A 21,106-nucleotide genomic window follows, 5' to 3' on the forward strand; every position below is an offset into this window, starting at 1 on the left:
TTGTCACATCTTTCTTTTTTTATAAGGAAATTGCCAGTTGTTCTTCTTCTTGTTGTTTTTTATCGTGTGCACTGATATTAAGAACTAGCCCGATCATTAATGAAAGTGTTAAGAGATTTGAACCACCGTAACTAAAAAATGGAAAAGGGACACCAGTTAAAGGGATAATGGTTAATAATCCCCCTAAGTTGATAAAGGTTTGGATTAAGATAGCAGAACCAATTCCAATCGCAATGAGTGAATGAAAGGTAGATTGCGTTCGCATTCCAATTGTAAAAATCCTTAAAATTAAGAACAATAAAAGAAGCAAAATCAGAATACTGCACCCAATCCCCAATTCTTCAGTCGTAATTGAAAAAATGAAATCAGTCTCTGCTACAGGTAAAAAGCCTTTTTTTTGAACACTATTCCCAAGTCCTTTACCTAACCAACCACCATTGTAAATAGCAAAGTAAGAATTAACTAGTTGAAGTCCGTTTCCTTGTTGAAACGCAAAGGGATCTTTTAGAATCAGAAAACGATCAAAAATATAATGGTATTTCTGAGGTAAAAGAGCCCCATCATTAAATAAAATTAATTTAGAAACAACAAAGTTTAGAATGAAAATCGAACTAAAGCCACCGATAATATATAAGTAAGAAATCCCACTTGCAGATAAGAGAATGAGATAAATTAATGATAATATCGTTGCCCCTCCAACGTTAGGTTGAATTAAAGTTAACCCAATTAAACTAAAAACAATCAGAGATGGTTTTAAAACAGCTTTTAAAAAAGAATGTTGGATAAGATGTTCTTTTTTTGAAAAAGCATAGGCAGAGTATAAAATAATCGTTAACATGACGAGTTCAGAAGGCTGAAGACTTAAAGGACCAATTTGAAGCCATCGTTGAGCACCACCAGCTACTGTTCCTAACCCGAGCACTGAAGTACAAATGAGAAGGATTAGAGTCACGAGATAGATCAGAAGTTGAAACTGGGATGACTGATAAATAGAAAGGTTAGTTTTGTAAACAATTCCGATTAGAAACAACGAGATGATGAAAAAAAGGAGTTGTTTTTCTCCGTTAAGTGCAGGGTTTTTTCCTAATTCTGTTAAATGATAGGAACTTGCACTTAAAATCATAATGATACCGATAATATTTAGTAATAAATATGGAATAAGAATTTTAAAATCTAGATATTGAAATTTTTTGAACATTCATCCACTTCCCCAAACTTAAAGATGTTTTTAATTATACGTTAAAAAAAATAAAGAGTTGTTGTTTTTTTAGAAAGGTTATAAAAAAATTAATAATCTAGTATTTATTTTACTTTTATAGTATGATTGAAAATAGTTTGACTTAAAATAAGTTGAGCTACTAAAGAATTTTTTTAGAAAGAAGTGATATTATGAATTTTTATGAATGGATAAAAATCATGATCCCTCCATTTCCCTTCAAGAGATGTTTTTTCCCAGTAAAATAAAGAATTAGGAGAATTTTTATGGAAAAAAACATCGAAACAAAACAAAATAAAAAAATTAGTCTGGCTTTGCTGGTTTGCTTAGTTGGTTTTCCGCAAATCAGTGAAACCATTTATACACCATCATTAACAGAAATAGCAAAGAGTTATCAAGTCTCTTTAAATTTGGCGCAGATGACATTAAGTATTTATTTTTTGTCATTTGCTATTGGTGTGTTTGTTTGGGGAATTAGCTCGGATTATATTGGTCGACGCAAAGCGATGAACCTTGGTATTTTATTTTATATATTAGGTAGCATTTTTTGTTTGCTTTCTAAGAGTATTACCGGTCTTTTTATTGGCCGTTTTATTCAGGCCTTTGGTGCTAGTACGGGTTCGGTAACAACGCAAACTATTTTACGAGATCATTATCAAGGAAACGAGCGACATCAACTATTTGCTAAGATTTCTGTTGCACTTGCTTTTTCTCCTGCAATTGGTCCTTTGATAGGTGGAATCTTAGGACAATATTATGGATTTCGTGCTGTCTTTTTAGTGTTGATCGTGATTGGCCTTGTGATGCTTACGTGGAGTTTGAAAAAATTACCAGAAACAAGAAAAGGGATGGCAGCATCTGTTTCTATTTTTGATGTGTTAACGATTGGTAAAAAAATGTTGAGAGACCCATATACAATTTCTTTTGGAATACTTATTGGTATTTTTAATGGTCTTTTATTTAGTTACTATTCAGAAGCTCCCTCTATCTTTTTAGAGACATTTCATCTCTCGCAAAGTCAATATGGTTTGATGGGCTGTGTCGTTGCTTCGGCTACAATGTTAGGGGCATGGCTATCTAACAAGTCACTAAATAATAAGGAGCCACTGTTGATTATTCAAGGAGGGATTAAGCTAGCCTTAACGGGGACGCTTATACTCAGTAGTGTGGCGTACTTAGTTTTACCTTTATCTCTACGAATGATTTTTTATATTGTGGGTATTTTTATTATTTTGACAGGTATCAGTATGGCACTGCCTAACTGTTTGAGCTTAGCTTTAGCAAAGTATCCTAGTTATACAGGAACAGCGGGTGCCTTTCTAAGTTTAGGTTACTATATAATCGTGAGTCTCTGCACTTTTTTAATTGGTATTTTACACACAGGTTCTCTTTTAGTTTTCCCTATTTTTAGTTTTGTCTTTTTATGTCTTTCTTTTATATGTGTTAAATCAATTAAGTGATAAAATTAGGAATATGTTTATTGAGTTTTAAAATATAAAAAATCGCATGAAATCGGGTGTTTAAATACAGATTTCATGCGATTTCTATTATACTTAACGTTTGAGTTAGCTTCTCTTTTATAAAGAGAGATCAACTAGGGTTATTTTAACGAGAGCTTAAAATAAAAAACGGATTTATCTAGCTTAATATGAGAAATGAAATTATAATAGGGGATGAATAATGATAAAAATTAGTGAGGTGACACATGAAAAAAGTATTGATTTTACACACAGGTGGAACAATTTCTATGGTTCAGCAAGCAGCAGGCGTCACGGTTACAGACCGACATCCATTAAGTGAAACGCTCGATGTTTTACCAGATGATATTGAGGTTAAGGTGGAAGAAATTTTTAATTTACCCTCACCGCATATTCGTCCACAAGAAATGCTCCAATTGAAGAGAAGAATAACGGGTGCACAAGAGGAAGGTTTTGATGGTGTTGTTATTACACATGGAACAGATACTCTTGAGGAGACTGCCTATTTTCTTGATTTAACGTTATCAAAAAAGTTAGCAGTGGTTATTACTGGGGCTATGCGTTCAAGTAATGAAATCGGTGCGGATGGGTTGTATAACTATGTTCAATCGATTATCACAGCTGCAGATGATGAATCAAAGAATCAGGGAGTGCTTGTTGTGATGAATGACGAAATTCATGCAGCAAGGTTTGTGACGAAAACGCATACTACAAGTGTTGACACTTTTAGAACCCCGACTTTTGGACCCATTGGTATTTTATCAAAACAAAAAGTTATTTTTATTAAAGAAGTTGTAGAACATCATGTTTTTGATATAAATAAAGTTGCGGGTAATATTCAATTAGTTAAAGCTTATGCTGGCATGGATGAGTTTATTTTTAATTTAATAGCAGAGCAATCGGTTGATGGGGTTATTATTGAAGCATTAGGTGCGGGTAATCTACCGCCACAAACATTACCAGGTATAAAGAAAATACTAGATAAAAAGATCCCAATAGCATTGGTTTCACGGTGTTCTAACGGAATTGCTCAAGATATTTATGATTATCCAGGTGGAGGCGTACAATTAAGCAAATTAGGAATTTCGTTTGTTAGAGGGTTGTCAGGGCAAAAAGCTCGTTTAAGAATGCTCGTTGGAATCAATGCAGGATTGTCTGGTCAAGAATTAGCAAAATTTATGATAGGTTAATCGAAATAAAACCTATTGAATCAAAGGTTTCTCTTGCAAGGAGCGTTTGTATCGGATAAACTACATAAGGACACATGTTAGTATATATTAATAGGAGGTGACCTACATGGCAAAACCAACATTAGCAATAGTCGGCCGTCCCAATGTCGGAAAATCGACCGTTTTCAACCGGATTGCAGGGGAACGAATCTCAATCGTTGAAGATGAGCCTGGTGTAACGCGAGATCGAATTTATGCTCAGGGTGAGTGGTTAGGACGAGAATTTAATATTATCGATACTGGTGGTATTGATATGAGTGATGAACCATTTATGGAACAAATTAAAAATCAGGCTGAGATTGCGATAGAAGAAGCAGATGTGATTTTTTTAATTGTCAGTGGTCGTGAAGGTGTAACGGATGCGGATGAATATGTTTCTCGTATTCTTTATAAAAGTGATAAACCAGTTGTTTTATTAGTAAATAAAGTGGATAATCCAGAGATGCGTAGTGATGTTTATGAGTTTTACTCATTAGGCTTAGGTGAGCCTTATCCAGTATCTGGTGCTCATGGTATCGGTTTAGGTGATGTTTTAGATCAAGCCTGTCAACATTTTTCGATTGAAAATGAAGAAGAAGAAGATGACATTATTCGTTTTAGTTTGATTGGGCGTCCTAACGTAGGTAAATCATCATTGATTAACGCTATCTTAGGAGAAGAGCGAGTTATTGTATCGAACATTGCTGGAACGACCCGTGACGCGATTGATACATCGTTTATTTCAGAGTCTGGTCAAGAGTTTATTATGATTGATACAGCTGGGATGCGTAAAAAAGGTAAAGTCTATGAAAACACTGAAAAATACAGTGTGATGCGAGCGATGCGAGCCATTGAACGTTCTGATGTTGCTTTAGTTGTTTTAAATGCAGAAGAAGGTATTCGAGAGTATGATAAAAGAATCGCAGGCTTTGCTCATGAAGCAGGTAAAGGGATTATTATCGTTGTTAACAAATGGGATACTCTTGATAAAGATAATCATACGATGAAAGAATTTGAAGAAGATATCCGTAAAGAGTTTCGTTATCTAGACTATGCACCAATTGTCTATGTTTCTGCTAAAACAAAACAACGTTTACACTTATTACCAACGATGATTGAAGAAGTGAGTCAAAATCAAACGTTGCGTATCCCATCATCGATTTTAAATGATGTTATTATGGATGCCGTTGCTATTAATCCGACACCGACAGATAAAGGTAAACGTCTAAAGATTTTCTATGCAACGCAAGTCGCGGTTAAGCCTCCGACATTTGTAGTTTTTGTAAATGAGGAAGAGTTAATGCATTTTTCTTATGCTCGCTTTTTAGAGAATCAAATAAGAAAAGCTTTTGAATTTGAAGGAACACCAATTCGGATTATTTCACGTCGTAGAAAGTAATTGGGCATTTTAACATAGATTTTTAAATTAAGCAATAAGATGTTAGAGAATAAAAAAAACTCCATAGAAAACGGTGAAAACCCTTGATATCGCTTGTTTCATATGGTATCTTGATTAAAGAAATATTGAAAACAATATTTTGAAATGTCATTTTTGGACCACTCAAAAGTGATCACTTCTATGATGATTAAAACATCAATTTATTTTGAGGAGGTGAAATTTAACATGGCTAATAAAGCAGAATTAATCGAAAAAGTTGCAGATGCAACAGGTTTAACTAAAAAAGATGCTACTGCATCTGTTGATGCTGTTTTTGCATCAATCCAAGAGTTCTTATCTGAAGGTGAAAAAGTACAATTAATCGGTTTTGGTAACTTTGAAGTTCGTGAACGTGCGGCACGTAAAGGTCGTAACCCACAAACTGGTGAAGAAATCCAAATCGCTGCAAGTAAAGTACCTGCGTTTAAACCAGGTAAAGCACTAAAAGATGCAGTTAAATAATAATAAAAACTCTAAAGATTTTATTCTTTAGAGTTTTTTATTGGCTAAAAAAACCTCCCCAAATCGCCATTCTAAAGAATGCATTTGGGGAGGTTTTTAGATTTGTGGGTTAGTCTATTTGAAGATTATTTAGTATCTTGTTCTTTCTTAACAATAAAAATTTCAACACGTCTATTTTCTGCTCTATTTTTTTCTGTATTATTTGGTTTTTTAGGTCTAAACTCTCCGTAAGCTTGGATAGAAACCCGTTTTTCATTGATCGCCTTCTGTTTTACTAGCTCGTCCATCACGCTAATCGCTCGTGACGCGCTTAGCTCCCAATTTGAAGAGGTTGGGTTAGGAACGCTATCAGTATAACCAGCAATAATAATTTCATTATCAACTTTTTTTAAAGAATTTCCAATTTTTTTGGTAACGTTACCGACTGAAGGAGCCAATGTTGAGCTCCCAGGAGAAAATAATAACCCGCTGTTAATGACGATACGAACGCCATCTTTTTCTTCATTCACTTCAACATCGGAACCGTGTCCGTCTTTTGTAAGTTCTTCTTTAATATCTTTACCAGCCTGACTAATTTGTTTTGTATCTTTTTCTTCGTTTTCTTTTTCTTTCTTTTTATCCGAAGGTTTTTTTATTTTAGGGTACGCTGGTAAAATACCGCCATTGCCAGAACTAGTTTGCCCAGAAAGGATAATGTTGAATTGATCACTTAGTTCATTAAGTTTTCCGCTATCTGTTTTTGCCATTGCAAACATCACAATAAATAAAGCAAGTAATAAGGTTAACATATCAGAATAAGGGAGAAGCCATCCTTCATCGACGTGATGCTCTTCTTTTTTTCTTCTTTTCATGAATTTTCACCTCGCTAATTATTACTTAAATTATTTCGCTTATTTGGATCAATCATTCCGTTTAGTTTTCTTTCAATTGTATTTGGGTTTTGTCCAGCTTGAATGGCTAAGACACCTTCGATAGCAATCATCATATATTCTACTTCTTCAGACGATTTACGATTGAGACGATTTCCAAAAGGTATGAAAACAACGTAACCAAGGAAGATACCATATAAGGTTGCAACGAATGCTGCTGAAATCATGTGACCAAGTGCGTCAACGTCATTTAAATTACCTAAAGCCCCAATCAGACCGATAACAGCACCAAGGACCCCTAATGTAGGTGAAGAAGAACCTGCTGTTTTCATCATGTTTGCTGCAGTTGCATGTCGAGCTTCTAAAGAGATGACTTCATTCTCTAATACTTCTTTAATTTGATCAGGATTCATTCCATCAACAACCATCTCCATTCCATTTTTTAAAAATGGGTTGCTAAGTGAATTGACCTCGTTTTCGAGTGCGAGCACTCCTTCGCGTCGAGCTTTTTGAGCCAAGCTTAAAATTGTATCTACTAATTCTTTAGAATCGAAGCTTTGATTTTTAAAAAGAACACCAAAAATTTTCGGTAGTCTTTTTATATCACTTGAAGGGTACGAATTAATCAATGCAGCTAGTGTACCTATAAATATAATGATTGCTGCAGCTGGATTTAATAACACAGCAATGTTTGCGCCCTTTACAATCATTCCAACAATGACAGAAAAAAGCCCTAAAAATATACCAATCAATAAAAAAATATCCATTTCTACTCTCCTAATCCATTTTTACTTGAAACCTTTAAAAAAACTAAAGTTACAAACTAAATATTAAGCGGTTTTATCAAATAAAGCAAGCTAATATACAAAATTAAAGTCATTATAAAATTGTAATTTATGTTTAGTATACAATAAAAGGGGGGTTAAACAATCTTATATAAAATAACACAAATCTTTTTTGATAAATATACTCAGCTATATTAACATGTAATAAGGGATTCTAAGTTGTGTAAATATTTAATTACGCAAAAAATGACATTCCACTAACTAATGTCTATTTGTATACAATGAGTATATGAAGTTTGTGGCTTAGGCTGTTTTGTTGAAATACGAAAAATAAAGAGGAGAAAAAAGCAATGTCAATAAACACTGATTTTTTACATGTTGGGTTGAATGCAGCGAGTTTAAGGCAAAAGACAATTTCTAATAATATTGCCAATATCAATACACCTAATTACAAAGTTGAAAGAGTGGAATTTGAAGATTCATTAAAAAAAATGATGAATTCATCAGAAGGAGTAAGTTTAGTTAGAACGCATGAAAAACATCTTTTGGCTGATGGAGAAAATTCTTTGGAACCTAGAGTTTTAAAAAGAACAAATACGATGGCAAGAGAAGATGGGAATAATGTTGATATTGAGATGGAAATGGCGGAGAAGGCAACGAACGAATTATATTACAATTCGTTAATTCGTCAACTCAATGGGCAGTTTTCAATGTTAAATCAAGTAATTAATCATTAATTTGGAGGAATGAGAGATGTCTTTGTTTGATTCATTTAATATAAATACGAGTGGTTTAGCTTTAGAACGACTAAAATTAGATACAATTTCAACCAATATAGCCAACGTAAATACGACTAGAGGGGAAAATGGAGAACCGTATCGTAAGAAAACCGTGTTGTTTTCAGAAAGCTTAAAAAATTCAGAAAACAATTTGAGGTCTAATTCGATTAATAATAACGAAACGAAAAGTTATGGAGTGCGTGTGACTGGGATAGAGGAAAGTCAATCAGAATTTGACCAAGTTTACAACCCTGGCCATCCAGACTCTGATGAGAACGGTTACATTTCGATGCCGAATGTTAATATGAGCGATGAAATGATTGATTTGATGAAAACGGTAAGAACATATGAGGCTAATACGGCTGCTTTTGAGAGTAGTAAAAATATAATGAAAAGAGCTTTAGAAATTTCTAAAGACTAGACTAGGAGTGTAGAATAATGAATATTATACAACAAAATCCTTTAATTGATTACCAAGAGCAATTAAAAGGACTTCAACCTAATGTTTTAAATGAACCTAAACAAGAACAGATAAATCAAAAGTTTTCTAATGTTTTTGATGATGCATTAGGGAAGTTAGAAGAAAAAGTTAATAAAACTGAAACTAATATCCCCGATTCAATGACTGGAAAAGCAGAAAACATGCACGATATTATGATTGATATGACCGAAGCTCAATTAAGTGTACAAACAGCAGTTCAAATTAGAAATAAGCTAATTGATTCAGTTAATGAATTAAAAAATATGCAGTTTTAGAGATGTTAAAGGGGAAAATAAAGGATGATGGATAAGTTACAAAATTTTGGTCAGCAGTTTTTAGCCAGTTGGAGAAAATTGGCAATAATCAAAAAGGTAATTATATTAACATCGTTAGTGAGCTTTTTTATAGTATTAGGTGCGACGTTATACTTCTCACAACGTACGAATTATACAACCCTATTTCAAGGGCTAACGGAAGCAGAATCTGGAGTCATTGTTGAAGATTTGGAAACAAAGGGCATTAAATATAAGATGGAAAATAATGGGACCAAATTGTTAGTCGATGAAAAAGAAGTTGATAAATTTAGAATTGAACTAGCGGTAGACAACAAGATGCCTAAATCTTCGACAGGATTTGAAATTTTTGATGATACTGGAATGATGACCACCGATGAAGATCGGAAAATTATGTATCAACGAGCGGTTACAGGAGAATTAGAACGTTCAATTGCTTCACTTGAGAGTGTTGAAAAAGCAAAAGTAATGTTAGTTTTACCTGATCGAAGTATTTTTGAAGAAAAAGATAAGGAAGCAACAGCATCAATTGTTTTAAATCTAAGTAGTACGGGGAGCATTGATGACAGTACAATAAAAGGAATCGCATCGTTAACATCTGGTGCAGTTGAAAATCTACCTATAAAAAACGTGAAAATAGTTGATGGAAAAGGGATCGTGTTGTCAGATAGCTTAGTGGAAGATAATAATAAGCAAGCAACAGATTTGGTTAGTAAATATCAAGGAATAAAAAGAGAGTATGAAACTTCACTAGAAAAAAAGACTGCAACTTTGTTAGAAGCAGTTTTTGATCCTGAAAAGGTAAAGTTATCAATTAATGCGGATCTTGATTTTGATTCAATTGAAAAAACAAGCGTCACTTATGGAGATACTAAAGTAAGAAGTGAGAGTGTTAATGCCTCTGGGGATCGAATTAATCAACAACAAGTTCAAGGTGGTAATATTCAAGACAATGTCGCTAATGTTGTTGGAAATAATAATAATAATGGTAATAAAGGGTATCAAAGAAATATTAATAATGAAGTTGATACGGAAACAACAAAAATTTTAAGTGCTCCTGGAGTCGTGAAACGCTTGAGTGCTTCAGTTTTGATTAATCAAAACTTATCAAATGCTGAAAAAGATCGTCTTGAGCAAGCTGTTAGAAGCGCGATTGGCTATGACGCTAAACGTGGAGATGCAATTAGTATTCAAGGTATGAGTTTTTCAAATGAAGAACCACAAGAAGAAACATCAGCAAAAGAGGGTGGCTTAATGAATGCTCTTCAGAAAAAAGGAAGCTGGTTAGTTATTGGTATTATTGTAATCGTCCTATTAACAATCGCAATCTTACTTTTACGTAAGAAAGCTAAAACGCCTGAGTTATCAACTGAAGAAGAAGTAATAGATGTTAGTCAGGATGAAGAAGTTGTAGATATTATTCAAACCATAAAAGAAGAACCAGAAATAATCAAACCAGAACAACCGGTTGTTCAAGAAAAACCTTCAATATCTAAAATAGTTGAGGAAAAAGAAAAACAACTTAAAAAAGATGATATTCGATTAAATGAAGAAAACGAAAAAGAAAATGAATTTATAAAAAATGAAGAGTCTGCTAAAAAATATGCAAAAGAAAATCCAGAAGTTGCAGCAGAATTAATCAAATTATGGATGAAAGAAAAATAGGTGAAGGAAATAATGGAAACAGTCGATGGAACAAAAAAAGCTGCACTTTTATTAATTTCGCTAGGCTCCGAAACAGCAGCTCAAGTCATGAGGTTATTGCCTGAGCCATATATTCAAAAAGTGAGTTATGAAATTGCTAATATAGACCATGTCAACGCTGATGAAAGACGAGAAGTAATTGCTGAGTTTGTCACAACATCAACAGCTAGAAAGTATGTTGTTGATGGAGGAATCGATTATGCAGTTGAAATCTTAAATAAAGCGTTAGGATCTCAAAAGGCAAAAGAAGTAATTGGTATATTGAATCAAATACAATTAAGGGAAAGACCTTTTAATATTGCCCGTAAAGCGGATACGCAACAATTATCTAATCTCTTGTTAGGAGAACATCCGCAAACCGTTGCGCTAGTTTTATGCTATATGCAACCAGATAAAGCTGCTCAAATATTGTCACAATTTCCAAGCGAAAGACAAGCTGAGGTTGCAGAAAGAATTGGGACAATATCAAATACATTACCAATTGTTATTGAAAAAATAGAAAAAGTTATTGAAAATAAATTCTCAAATCTTGTAGAAAATAGAACTGAAAATGTAGGGGGAGTAAATACCCTAGTTGAAATATTAAACTCTGTTGGACGTAGTACTGAGAAAAATATTATTAGTGATTTAGAGAAAACGCAACCTGAATTATCAGAAGAAATTAAATCAAATCTATTTACTTTTGAAGATATTATTGGTTTGGGTCGCTCTGATGTCCAAAAAGTTTTACGTGAAGTTAATCATGATGTTCTTGTATTGGCACTTAAAGGTGCGGCAGATACAATTAAAGACTTTATTTATAGTAATCAAAGTTCTCGATCAGTTGAGATGCTCAAGGAAGACTTGCAATTCTTAGGGCCAGCTCGTTTGTCAGCTGTTGAAGAAGCGCAACAAAAAATTGTATCGGTTATTCGACGCCTAGATGAACAAGGAGAAATTTACATTGGGCGAGGTGACCAAGATGCTGTTATCTCATAAAGTTGTTAAGGCAACTCAAATTGACTACGAGCTTGAAATGAAAAAAATAGAAGTTAAAGAAAAATTAATAAAGCCACTAGAAAAAAAAATGTGGATAAAGAAGACAAAGAAGTCGTTTCAATCGCTCGACAAAAAAATAATGAACGTTTGTTTTTTGATGATGTTGCTAAAATGGAGCATCGTTTAAAAGAAGAAAGAAAACAACGACAAGCAGAATTAGAGGAATGGTTCACTGAACAACGCGAAAAACAAAAAGAACAATTGCAAGAAGATCAAGAACTTCTCAATCAAGAAATACAAATAAAAAGAGAACAAATGATTGCGGAAATCGAAAAGGAATTGATCGAGTTAAGAAACGATGCTTTTAATGAAGGTCATCAAGCTGGTTACGATGAAGGATTTGTTGAAGGACATCAAGCGGGTGAACATCAAGCACAAGAAGCGAATCAAGAATTGAAAAAGAAAGCAATTTTAACCTTGAAGGATGCTGAAAAACAAGCACATGCTTATTTTATTGAAAAAAAAGAAGAAGTGCTAAAGTTATCAGTTCAAATGGCAGAAAATATATTGCAATCCGAACTTAGTCAGTCTTTAAAAGGTCTGTTTGGTTTAGTGGAACCCTTATTAAATAAAATGGAAATACAAGATAATTATTTGTTGTTATTTGTTAACAAAAATAATATCGATAAGATGAGAAAAGAATTGCAATATATTCAAACAAATCAACCTAATTTTAAATACTCAATAATTTTAGATGACTCTTTAGAAGATGATGCGTGTCTTTTAGAAACGAATTCTGAAGTGATTGATTTAACGATTGGTAAACAGTTAAATCGTATTTTAAGTGATTTTTTAAGTGAGGTTGAAAAAGATGCTTGATTTAAATTTTCAATCCTATAAGAAAAAATTATCTAAAAAAAAATACTTTTTAAAGCTAGGGAAAGTTTCGCAAGTTGTTGGGTTAATTATTAAAGTAGAAGGTTTAGATGTTTTCATTGGTGAAATATGTGAAGTAACGATTACTAAGACACAAAAAAAAGTGTTAACAGAAGTTGTTGGCTTTATTGATAAAACAGTATTATTAATGCCACTAGATGAAATTACTGGAATAGGACCTGGATGTTTAGTCAAACCAACAGGAGATACGCTTCAAATCGATATTAGTGAAAATTTATTAGGTTGTACTCTAGATGGACTTGGTCGAGTATTAACCAAAAGTAATCATCAAGAGGGAGAAGATTTTGATGTCAATCGAGATGCCCCTAATCCATTTACTAGAAGAAAAATAGAAGATGTGATGAGTACTGGAGTTCGTGCTATTGATGGCGTTTTGACTGTTGGAGAAGGCCAAAGAATGGGTATTTTTGCTGGTAGTGGAGTGGGTAAAAGTACGTTACTCGGAATGATTGCTCGCTACTGTGAAGCAGATGTTATTGTGATTGGATTAATCGGTGAACGTGGTCGAGAGGTGACAGAATTCATTGAAAATGATTTAGGGCAAGAAGGTTATCAAAAATCTGTTGTTGTTTGTGCAACTTCAGATCAACCCCCATTGGTTCGTCTAAAAGGTGCTTATGTTGCTACAGCTATTGCTGAATATTTTAGAGATCAAGGAAAAAAAGTGGTCTTGATGATGGACTCTGTGACAAGATTTGCCATGGCACAACGTGAAATCGGTCTAGCAACAGGCGAGCCACCCACCTCTAAAGGTTATACGCCTTCGGTTTTTACACAGTTACCCAAATTATTAGAACGAAGTGGTATGAGTGACAAAGGCTCGATTACAGCTTTTTATACTGTTTTGGTTGAAGGTGATGATATGAACGAGCCGATAGCGGATGCAGTCAGAGGGATCCTAGATGGACATATTGTTTTATCTAGAAAAATAGCGTCTGAAAATCATTATCCAGCGATTGATATTCAACAAAGTTTAAGTCGGTTGATGAAAAGTATTGTTTCTAGAGAGCACAGTGATTTAGCGGGTCGTTTAAAAGAAAATTTAGCGGTTTATGCGGAATCTAAAGACTTAATTGATATAGGTGCCTATCAATTGGGTAGTAACCCTAAAATTGATCAGGCAATCGAATTAAATGATAGTATCAAGAAATTTTTAAAACAAGCAATAGATGAACCAACGCCATATGAGCAATCCTTTAGTTTATTGCATCAAATTTTTAATAATACAAGAGCATGGTAACTAAATTAGAGGAGACTTTTAAGATGAAAAAATATCATTTTTCGATGGAAAAAGTTCTTAATTTAAGACAATCAGAAGAAGATTATGCAAAGAAAGATTTTTTAGAAAAAAAAGCATTGCAAGTTAAAGAAGAAGTGAAATTAAACGATATGATTCAAGCGAGGGAAGATTTACAACAATCTACGGATACTTTGAAAAACATTAATGATTTACGACAACAATTTTTATATAAAAATTATTTAGAGGAACAAATTGGTTATCAAAGAATTGAAGTGGCTCAAGCAGAAGAAGTGGCAAAAGAAGAATTAGATAAGTTAGTTGAAAAACAAAAAAAACGAAAAATGTTAGAAATATTAAAAGAAAAAAAAATGAATTTATTCGTAGAAGAACAGAAAAAAGAAGAACAGAAAGAAATAGATGAGATGGCAGTACTTAGATATAATCCCGTTAAAATTTAGATAGGAGGGAAAAAGTGGAACTCGCTCAAGTAAACAGCTTATCAAAAATAGCATCCGGATCGCAGATACCAGCAGAAAAAACAGACAGCTCGTTGTTTGCTAGTTTGCTAACAAATCAGTTAAGTGCAGATGCTGAGACAATGTCTAATCAGGGATTTTCAGGGTCTGATTTAGAAACAGAACCTGCCTCTGAGATTAAGGAAGCTATTGATGTGAAGCTATCGGATGTGCAATTGGAAACATTGGTTTCCGTACAAAATGCTCCTGAATTAGTGATTGAAGAAGGACAAACAACACTTGATTTATCAAAAGTATTACAAAAATTTAATGGTTTATTAAAAGATGGAACAAAAATAAATTTATGGCTAGAAGCCCCAGTCGACAATCAAGTTGAACAACCGTTGATGGATGCAGATTCAGTTGAAAATATTACGATAAATACTTTGGATGACTTAATACAAGAAGCAAGTAAAATGTCACAAAACAATGTGGTCACGGTAAAGGAAGCGGAATTGAAACAACCCATTAAGTTAGAAAATGGGTTGAGTTTGCCAGAAGAAAAAAAAGTTTTACTATTATCTATTCCAATAACTGAGAAAGAAATGTCAACAGTTTTGATTGTTCCGAGTGAAAATGAAGCAACAGTGATTGGTGAAGTAAAGCCATTAAATGTTGATATTGATAATTTGACTTCAAATCAAGTGAAACAAGAGCAAGTATCAACGAAAACACCTATAAACATTTTGGGCGGTTTTGCTAAGCAACCAACACTAGCAATTGATGAAAGCAGTCAATTTGTGACCAAAGAAGCAAATGTTACTCATCAGCGTTTAACGCAACAAGCTTTTCAAAGAGATAATTTGAAAACAATTGAAAAAAATATTGTAGAAGTTTTAACAACGATAAAAAATGGTCAAACTACTGAATTTAAAGTGACGCTTAGACCAGAAAAATTAGGGAAAATAAATATTACTCTTCAAAAGAATGAAGGACAAATTACTGCGAAATTTATGGTTGGCTCAGAACAAGTTAAAGAAATAGTAGAAAAAAGTTTACCAAGTTTAGAGTTAGGTTTATCAAAACAACAAGTTTCATTAAACCGAGTTGAGGTAGTTACAACAGCCGGAGTTGAGAAAAACTTGGATTTTTCGAGTAGTTTTTCGCAAGAACAGCATCAGGCTTTTCAACAATTCAAAAACACAAAAAAAGGATTTCAAAATCGACCGTATCAGATAGAACAACAGGTGGAAGTTAAAGAAAGCACGATACAATCAAATCAGGTAGATATTTTAGCTTAATGAAAAGGAGTGAATCAAAATGCCAAACATGCCGTCAATAAGCCCCCTTGGGACAAATGCGACACCGCAAACTCGAGGAGCGGAACAATCTGCTATTAAACGAAATAGTGGAATTGATATGGATGATTTTTTGAAAATATTGGCTGCGACAATGAGCAATCCCTCGATGGGTGGAGAAAGTGGTGGAGGTAGCAACAATGATCACATTTCTCAGTTGGTTCAATTTACAACATTAGAACAACTTGAAACATTAGGAACTAATTTAGAAAATACGATGATGATGACTCAGCAACAACAAGCGATGTCAATGATTGATAAAGAAGTTACTCTCGTTAACGAGAAGGGCGAAGAAATCACTGGCAAAGTTGAAAGAGTCAAATTCTTAGGAGGAACACCTACAATTATTGTAGAAGGTAAAGAGTACTCAATGGGTAACATAGCAGAATTAGGTAAATAAATTAAATTCTAGGGGGAAAAACAATGCTTAAATCATTATATTCAGGTGTAAGTGGAATGAAGAGTTTACAAACAAAGATGGACGTGGTTTCAAATAATATAGCTAACGTAAATACAACTGGGTTCAAAGCAGGACGTGTTCGTTTTCAAGATATTATGAGTCAAACTGAAGCAAATGCACAAGGTCCAAATGATTTTGGACTAGGTGGTACGAATGCAAGACAAGTAGGATTAGGTGTTAAAGTAGGGGCGATTGATACAATGACTGGAATTGGTGCACCGCAACCGACGGGACGACCTTTAGATTTTGCCTTAGATTCAGGAGGCTATTTTATATTAAATAGTGGGAATGAAGAAACTAAATATTATACAAGAGATGGTTCGTTTAGTTTAGATAAAGATGGTTCATTAGTCAATGCGGCCGGCTTCAAAGTAATGGCTCATGGTTTAGTTAATCCTAATCAAGAAGTACCGTACGATGCTAATTTTAAAGCGGAAACACATTTAACAACAGGAGATAATTTAACCCCTGTGAAGATAGATCAAAAGAAAACAATTGGTGGAACAGAATTTGACTTAGTTAGTTACTCAATAGAATCAACAGGGCTTGTTACTGGAAAGTATAGTAATGATGAAACATATGTATTAGGACAAGTCCAAATAGCGACATTTGCTAACCCAGATGGTTTGGAAAAAATGGGTGGCAATAACTATGTCATGACTAACAACTCTGGGGAACCTCAAATTGTAACACCGGGTTCAGAAGGCTCAGGAAAAATGGTTCAAGGAGCGCTTGAAGGTTCAAATGTAGATTTAGCTAATGAGTTTACAGAAATGATTATTGCGAGTCGAGCGTACCAAGCCAATTCACGTAGTATTACGACATCAGATGAAATGCTTCAAGAATTAATTAATTTAAAACGCTAAATTAAAAAGTAAGAGGGGATAAAATTGATAAAACTAACTAAATTAAATGATACAGAGTTTTATTTGAATACACAATTGATATGTACGATAACAACATCCCCAGATACTATTCTTACATTAACCAATGGAACGACAATTATGGTTAAAGAAACTTCAGAGAGCGTTGTCCAATTGGTTAATGATTATCAAAAAAATTTAAGTCGTCATTATTTTGATAATATTTAATAAACAAATTTTATTAAGAAAAATGGAGAGCTGAAAATGGAAAATAAGACGGAAGAAATTCAAGAGCAAGAGAAGGACACTGGCGAAGAAACTGAAAAAAAACCAGTATCGAAATTAATTTTATTGATTGTTGTTGTTTTGATTGTAGGGATTGTAGGAGGGACATTAGGGACTTTTATTGGTAACAAATTATCTGATAAACCTCATGCAAAACAAACAGAACATATTTCAGGAAAAATTAGTGAAGAACAAGCTTCAATCCCTTTAGATGAATTTTTAGTTAATTTATCTCAGGATAAAAATGGTGAAGATTCATACATAAAGATTCAGTTATCACTTTTAGTTCCTGCTAAAGTAGGAGAAAAAGAAGTAGAAAAAAATAAAGATGTTATTCGAGATAGTGTTGTTAATACGTTACGAAAAAAAGAAGCTACGAGTATTTTAGAAGATACAAAAGGAATTGAAACATTAAAAACGGATTTAAAAGAAGAAATAAATCAAGCAAATAGTTCGTCTTTAGTTAAAGAAGTCTTTATTACTAATTTAGTAATTCAGTAAGTGGGTTTTATGATAACAGGGGGAAATAAACATGGAACAAATGTTGATGCTGCTCAAGGGGATTTTTTTCTTAATCATTGTTGTCATGTTGGCACATTTTTCAATTCGATATTTTAGTCGTTTTTTAACCAAACAAAGTCAAAACATTGAGATTATTGACCGTTTGGTTATAGGTAAAGATAGTAGTCTTTGTATCGCTAAGATTTGTAATACGTATTACTTAATGACAGTTAGTCAGAATAAAGTCGAAATAGTACGTGAATTGGATGGTCGAGAAGTTGCTGATATAAAAAATAAGCAGGATCAACGAGAAAAAAAAGAAATCGAGAAACTAACAAATTACCAACAAGCAATTCAGTCGGTAGCATCGAGAATTGAGAGTAAATTTAGAAAGAGGAATTAACTGTGAAAAAGAAATTATTAATCGTGAGTTTACTTGTTTTAGGATTTGTTTTTTTTACAGTTGATCCTGTTTCAGCAGTAGATGTTAACGATGTAACAACGACATTAGAAAAACTGACTGGGCAAGGAAGTGGTTCATCAAGTGTGATTAATATGTTTGTCTTGATGACTGTTTTAACTTTGATACCAACTTTGTTAATTTTAACTACATCATTTACACGGATCATCATGGTTTTGTCTTTTGTTAGAAGTTCACTAGGAACACAACAAACACCACCAAATCAAGTTTTAGTCGGAATAGCATTATTTCTTACTTTTTTTATTATGCGACCGGTTTATCAAGAAGTTAATCAACAAGCACTTCAGCCCTTGATACGTGATGAAATAACACAAGCACAGGCTGTAAAAGCAGCGGAGAAACCCATTAAAAAATTTATGTTGAAAGAGACAAGGGAAAAAGATATTGAATTGTTTTTAAAAAATTCTGGTCAAAAACGACCTAAAAACCCTGAATCACTTTCAATGGTTGTTGTAACGCCTGCATTTTTAATTAGTGAATTGCGGACAGCTTTTAGTATAGGCTTTTTAATCTTTTTACCATTTCTTGTCATAGATATGGCAGTCTCAAGCATTTTGATGTCGATGGGGATGTTTATGCTTTCGCCAGTCATGATTTCATTACCATTTAAACTTTTATTATTTGTATTAGTTGATGGTTGGTATTTAGTAGTTGAAAGTTTAGTAAGAGGATTTAATTAGGAGTGACAAGATGACGGTACAAATGGTTTTAGATGTAATTTATGAAGCGTATCTAAAAATTATATTAATAGCTGGCCCAGTGTTAATTATTGCAATGGTAGTAGGGTTAGTCATTTCAATTATACAAGCAACAACTCAATTACAAGAACAAACATTAAGTTTTGTTCCTAAATTACTAGCTGTTTTTATTAGTTTAATTATACTGGGGAATTTTATGTTAAACACATTGTTGGAATTTACCAAATCACTATTTAAAATAATTTCAACATTATAGGATGAGGGGTAAGCATGACAGATTGGTTGTTTCATTTTTTATTAGTTTTTTCTAGAATAACTGCATTTGTAGTGATTGCCCCAGGTTTTTCATTTAAAAGAATGCCTGTTGTAACAAAAGTAGTTATTTCATTAGGTTTAACATTGACGATGAGTCAAATATTTTTACAGCCAATCGAATTACCTCAGAGTGAATGGCTAATTTACTTTTTTTTAATTCGTGAGATTTTACTTGGTTTAGCAATGGGATTTATTGTTGAATTAATGTTTATGGCCATTGAAATGGCTGGACAAATGGTTGATTTTCAAGTCGGATTTTCAATGGGAATGGCCTTTGATCCAAGTTTAGGTATTCAAGCATCGAACTATGGAAGACTTTATCATTGGTTAGCCTTAGCTGTGTTTTTTTCTTTAGATTATCATCATTTATTAATTAGTAAATTATTAGAATCTTTTACAATTATCCCAGTGGGGCAAGTCCAAATATCAGGTTCAACCATTGAAGGTGTTATTCGTTTATTAGGAGAATCTTTTAAATTGGCCTTTGTGATAGCAGCGCCGATGTTATTAGTTGCTTTAATTATTGATATTTTATTAGGAATAATTTCAAGAAGTGTTTCACAAATTAATGTTCTGATGTTAGGATTACCGTTAAAAATATTTGCAACGTTTGTATTTATGCTGTTTTTTATTCCGAATCTAATTCATCAAATTGAGAAAACACTTCCTATTATTATTCGATATTTAATGGAATTTTTGACCTCATTAGGAGCGTAAGGGAGTGATTTGAAGTGTCAGAAAAAGATGGTAAAACGGAAAAACCCACGGCCAAGCGTCTTAGTGATGCAAGAAAAAAAGGCGAGCTTGCAAAAAGTCAGGAATTAATTTCCGCGATTAGTTTTGCTGTGATTACCTTTGTTTTTGTTCCATTTTGGCGCTTTACAACAAATCAAGCTCTGAATTTGATGCATCAATTTTATTCAACCCAACTATCAGTAAAGAGCTTTGAACAAAATATAATGCCGTTAGCTTTAAAATTGATGATAGAATTTATAATTATGGTTGCGCCCTTTTTATTAATTGGTTTCATGGCAGCGTTATTAGCCTCATTTACACAGGTGGGTTTTCTATTTGTTCCAACAGCCATTAAATTTGATTTTAAAAAATTAAATCCAATATCAGGTTTTAAGAATATTTTTAGTTCACAAGCCATTTTTGGGCTGCTAAAGAATATTGTCAAATTAGTTATTATTTTTTATCTTGTTATTTTAGAAACAAAAAAATTATTAATGAATTATTAAATTTATCAGGATTGTCTGTTCAAATTATTTTTAATTTTTTTTAGATTTTCTATATAAATTAGGTTTTAAATTAACGCTCTTATTAATGGCAATAGGAATTAGTGATTTTATATATCAAAAATATAAATTTAAAAAGAAAATGAGTATGTCTAAACAAGAAATAAAAGATGAATTTAAAGACCAAGAAGGAGATCCTCAAGTTAAATCACAACGAAGGGCAATGTATCAGCAACTCGTGGGTGGAATGATGCAAAATGTTAAAGAAGCTACAGTGATCATAACAAACCCAACCCACTTAGCAATTGCAATAAAGTATGAGCGAGATCAGGATATGGCACCCCTCGTTTTAGCAAAAGGTGCGGATTTTATTGCTCAAAAAATAAAAGAAGAAGCTAAGTTAAATCGGATTCCGATTATTGAAAATAAGCCTGTTGCGAGAGCATTATTTAAAATTGCGGACGTTGGGAGCCCTATTCCGTTAGATATGTATGAAACGATTGCTGAAGTTCTAGCCTTGGTTTATCGAATGGAAGAAGAAAATAAAGGAAAAATTTAATTTAC

At 33.2% G+C, this 21,106-nt stretch carries 25 protein-coding genes and 1 pseudogene; 23 read left to right on the plus strand and 3 right to left on the minus strand.

Annotated features, from left to right (window positions below; all coding sequences use genetic code 11):
- Positions 1-19: 19 nt before the first annotated feature.
- Positions 20-1,198 (minus strand): FtsW/RodA/SpoVE family cell cycle protein, encoded by a 1,179-nt coding sequence (locus ACTJFD_RS06320; protein ID WP_442260462.1) that lies wholly within the window; start codon positions 1,196-1,198, stop codon positions 20-22.
- Between the two features lie 284 nt (positions 1,199-1,482).
- Here ACTJFD_RS06320 and ACTJFD_RS06325 point away from each other — a divergent pair, with 284 nt between their 5' ends.
- From ACTJFD_RS06325 to ACTJFD_RS06340, 4 genes are all read left to right on the plus strand, one after another.
- Entirely contained in the window at positions 1,483-2,676 is a 1,194-nt protein-coding gene (locus ACTJFD_RS06325) for a multidrug effflux MFS transporter (protein ID WP_442260464.1), read from the plus strand.
- Between the two features lie 245 nt (positions 2,677-2,921).
- The gene (locus tag ACTJFD_RS06330; RefSeq protein WP_442260466.1) at positions 2,922-3,884 is read left to right on the plus strand and encodes an asparaginase; all 963 of its coding nucleotides are present in this window, start codon (positions 2,922-2,924) and stop codon (positions 3,882-3,884) included.
- A 106-nt stretch (positions 3,885-3,990) separates the two neighbouring features.
- Positions 3,991-5,301 carry a ribosome biogenesis GTPase Der gene (gene der / locus ACTJFD_RS06335; RefSeq protein WP_442260468.1) on the plus strand — a complete coding sequence of 437 codons (1,311 nt, stop codon included), beginning with the start codon at positions 3,991-3,993 and terminating at the stop codon, positions 5,299-5,301.
- Positions 5,302-5,484: 183 nt separating this feature from the next.
- Positions 5,485-5,802 (plus strand): HU family DNA-binding protein, encoded by a 318-nt coding sequence (locus ACTJFD_RS06340; protein ID WP_442260632.1) that lies wholly within the window; start codon positions 5,485-5,487, stop codon positions 5,800-5,802.
- A 125-nt stretch (positions 5,803-5,927) separates the two neighbouring features.
- On the opposite strand, the gene ACTJFD_RS06345 is transcribed toward ACTJFD_RS06340, so the two are convergent.
- Together ACTJFD_RS06345 and motA are read right to left on the minus strand one after the other, a co-directional pair.
- Positions 5,928-6,653, minus strand: coding sequence for an OmpA/MotB family protein (locus ACTJFD_RS06345; protein ID WP_442260470.1), 726 nt, complete (start codon positions 6,651-6,653; stop codon positions 5,928-5,930).
- A 14-nt stretch (positions 6,654-6,667) separates the two neighbouring features.
- On the minus strand, positions 6,668-7,438 hold the full coding sequence (motA, locus tag ACTJFD_RS06350; protein ID WP_442260472.1) for a flagellar motor stator protein MotA: 771 nt from the start codon (positions 7,436-7,438) through the stop codon (positions 6,668-6,670).
- Positions 7,439-7,806: 368 nt separating this feature from the next.
- Between motA and flgB the strand changes: the two genes are divergently transcribed.
- From flgB to ACTJFD_RS06445, 19 genes and pseudogenes are all read left to right on the plus strand, one after another.
- Positions 7,807-8,193, plus strand: coding sequence for a flagellar basal body rod protein FlgB (gene flgB / locus ACTJFD_RS06355; protein ID WP_442260473.1), 387 nt, complete (start codon positions 7,807-7,809; stop codon positions 8,191-8,193).
- A gap of 16 nt (positions 8,194-8,209) precedes the next feature.
- The gene (flgC, locus tag ACTJFD_RS06360) at positions 8,210-8,656 is read left to right on the plus strand and encodes a flagellar basal body rod protein FlgC (protein ID WP_442260475.1); all 447 of its coding nucleotides are present in this window, start codon (positions 8,210-8,212) and stop codon (positions 8,654-8,656) included.
- A gap of 17 nt (positions 8,657-8,673) precedes the next feature.
- Positions 8,674-8,991 carry a flagellar hook-basal body complex protein FliE gene (locus ACTJFD_RS06365; RefSeq protein WP_442260476.1) on the plus strand — a complete coding sequence of 106 codons (318 nt, stop codon included), beginning with the start codon at positions 8,674-8,676 and terminating at the stop codon, positions 8,989-8,991.
- Positions 8,992-9,015: 24 nt separating this feature from the next.
- Complete coding sequence (gene fliF, locus ACTJFD_RS06370) at positions 9,016-10,674, plus strand: flagellar basal-body MS-ring/collar protein FliF (RefSeq protein ID WP_442260478.1); 1,659 nt, start codon at positions 9,016-9,018, stop codon at positions 10,672-10,674.
- Between the two features lie 12 nt (positions 10,675-10,686).
- Positions 10,687-11,691, plus strand: a complete 1,005-nt coding sequence (fliG, locus tag ACTJFD_RS06375) for a flagellar motor switch protein FliG (protein WP_442260480.1) — start codon at positions 10,687-10,689, stop codon at positions 11,689-11,691.
- 90 nt (positions 11,692-11,781) lie between these two features.
- Positions 11,782-12,570, plus strand: a complete 789-nt coding sequence (locus ACTJFD_RS06380) for a FliH/SctL family protein (protein ID WP_442260482.1) — start codon at positions 11,782-11,784, stop codon at positions 12,568-12,570.
- On the plus strand, positions 12,563-13,888 hold the full coding sequence (fliI, locus tag ACTJFD_RS06385) for a flagellar protein export ATPase FliI (RefSeq protein WP_442260483.1): 1,326 nt from the start codon (positions 12,563-12,565) through the stop codon (positions 13,886-13,888). The genes ACTJFD_RS06380 and fliI overlap by 8 nt, the downstream gene beginning before the upstream one ends.
- A gap of 23 nt (positions 13,889-13,911) precedes the next feature.
- Positions 13,912-14,346, plus strand: a complete 435-nt coding sequence (gene fliJ, locus ACTJFD_RS06390; protein ID WP_442260484.1) for a flagellar export protein FliJ — start codon at positions 13,912-13,914, stop codon at positions 14,344-14,346.
- 14 nt (positions 14,347-14,360) lie between these two features.
- Positions 14,361-15,644: a flagellar hook-length control protein FliK gene (locus tag ACTJFD_RS06395; RefSeq protein ID WP_442260486.1), complete on the plus strand. Its 1,284-nt coding sequence runs from the start codon at positions 14,361-14,363 to the stop codon at positions 15,642-15,644.
- Between the two features lie 19 nt (positions 15,645-15,663).
- Positions 15,664-16,101: a flagellar hook capping FlgD N-terminal domain-containing protein gene (locus ACTJFD_RS06400; RefSeq protein ID WP_442260488.1), complete on the plus strand. Its 438-nt coding sequence runs from the start codon at positions 15,664-15,666 to the stop codon at positions 16,099-16,101.
- A 23-nt stretch (positions 16,102-16,124) separates the two neighbouring features.
- Positions 16,125-17,027: a flagellar hook-basal body complex protein gene (locus ACTJFD_RS06405; protein WP_442260490.1), complete on the plus strand. Its 903-nt coding sequence runs from the start codon at positions 16,125-16,127 to the stop codon at positions 17,025-17,027.
- Between the two features lie 24 nt (positions 17,028-17,051).
- Positions 17,052-17,252, plus strand: a complete 201-nt coding sequence (locus ACTJFD_RS06410) for a flagellar FlbD family protein (protein WP_442260492.1) — start codon at positions 17,052-17,054, stop codon at positions 17,250-17,252.
- Between the two features lie 36 nt (positions 17,253-17,288).
- Positions 17,289-17,810 carry a flagellar basal body-associated FliL family protein gene (locus ACTJFD_RS06415; protein WP_442260494.1) on the plus strand — a complete coding sequence of 174 codons (522 nt, stop codon included), beginning with the start codon at positions 17,289-17,291 and terminating at the stop codon, positions 17,808-17,810.
- A 31-nt stretch (positions 17,811-17,841) separates the two neighbouring features.
- On the plus strand, positions 17,842-18,213 hold the full coding sequence (locus ACTJFD_RS06420; RefSeq protein WP_442260496.1) for a flagellar biosynthetic protein FliO: 372 nt from the start codon (positions 17,842-17,844) through the stop codon (positions 18,211-18,213).
- 20 nt (positions 18,214-18,233) lie between these two features.
- Entirely contained in the window at positions 18,234-18,971 is a 738-nt protein-coding gene (fliP, locus tag ACTJFD_RS06425) for a flagellar type III secretion system pore protein FliP (RefSeq protein WP_442260633.1), read from the plus strand.
- A gap of 10 nt (positions 18,972-18,981) precedes the next feature.
- A complete protein-coding gene (gene fliQ, locus ACTJFD_RS06430) occupies positions 18,982-19,245 on the plus strand; it encodes a flagellar biosynthesis protein FliQ (protein ID WP_442260498.1) in 264 nt (87 codons plus the stop codon).
- A 14-nt stretch (positions 19,246-19,259) separates the two neighbouring features.
- A complete protein-coding gene (fliR, locus tag ACTJFD_RS06435; protein ID WP_442260499.1) occupies positions 19,260-20,021 on the plus strand; it encodes a flagellar biosynthetic protein FliR in 762 nt (253 codons plus the stop codon).
- Positions 20,022-20,035: 14 nt separating this feature from the next.
- Complete coding sequence (locus ACTJFD_RS06440) at positions 20,036-20,545, plus strand: EscU/YscU/HrcU family type III secretion system export apparatus switch protein (RefSeq protein WP_442260501.1); 510 nt, start codon at positions 20,036-20,038, stop codon at positions 20,543-20,545.
- 49 nt (positions 20,546-20,594) lie between these two features.
- Positions 20,595-21,101: pseudogene (locus ACTJFD_RS06445) on the plus strand (EscU/YscU/HrcU family type III secretion system export apparatus switch protein); the annotation flags it as partial.
- Positions 21,102-21,106 lie beyond the last annotated feature (5 nt).

This window comes from Vagococcus sp. (genome assembly GCF_052102835.1).
GTDB lineage: Bacteria > Bacillota > Bacilli > Lactobacillales > Vagococcaceae > Vagococcus.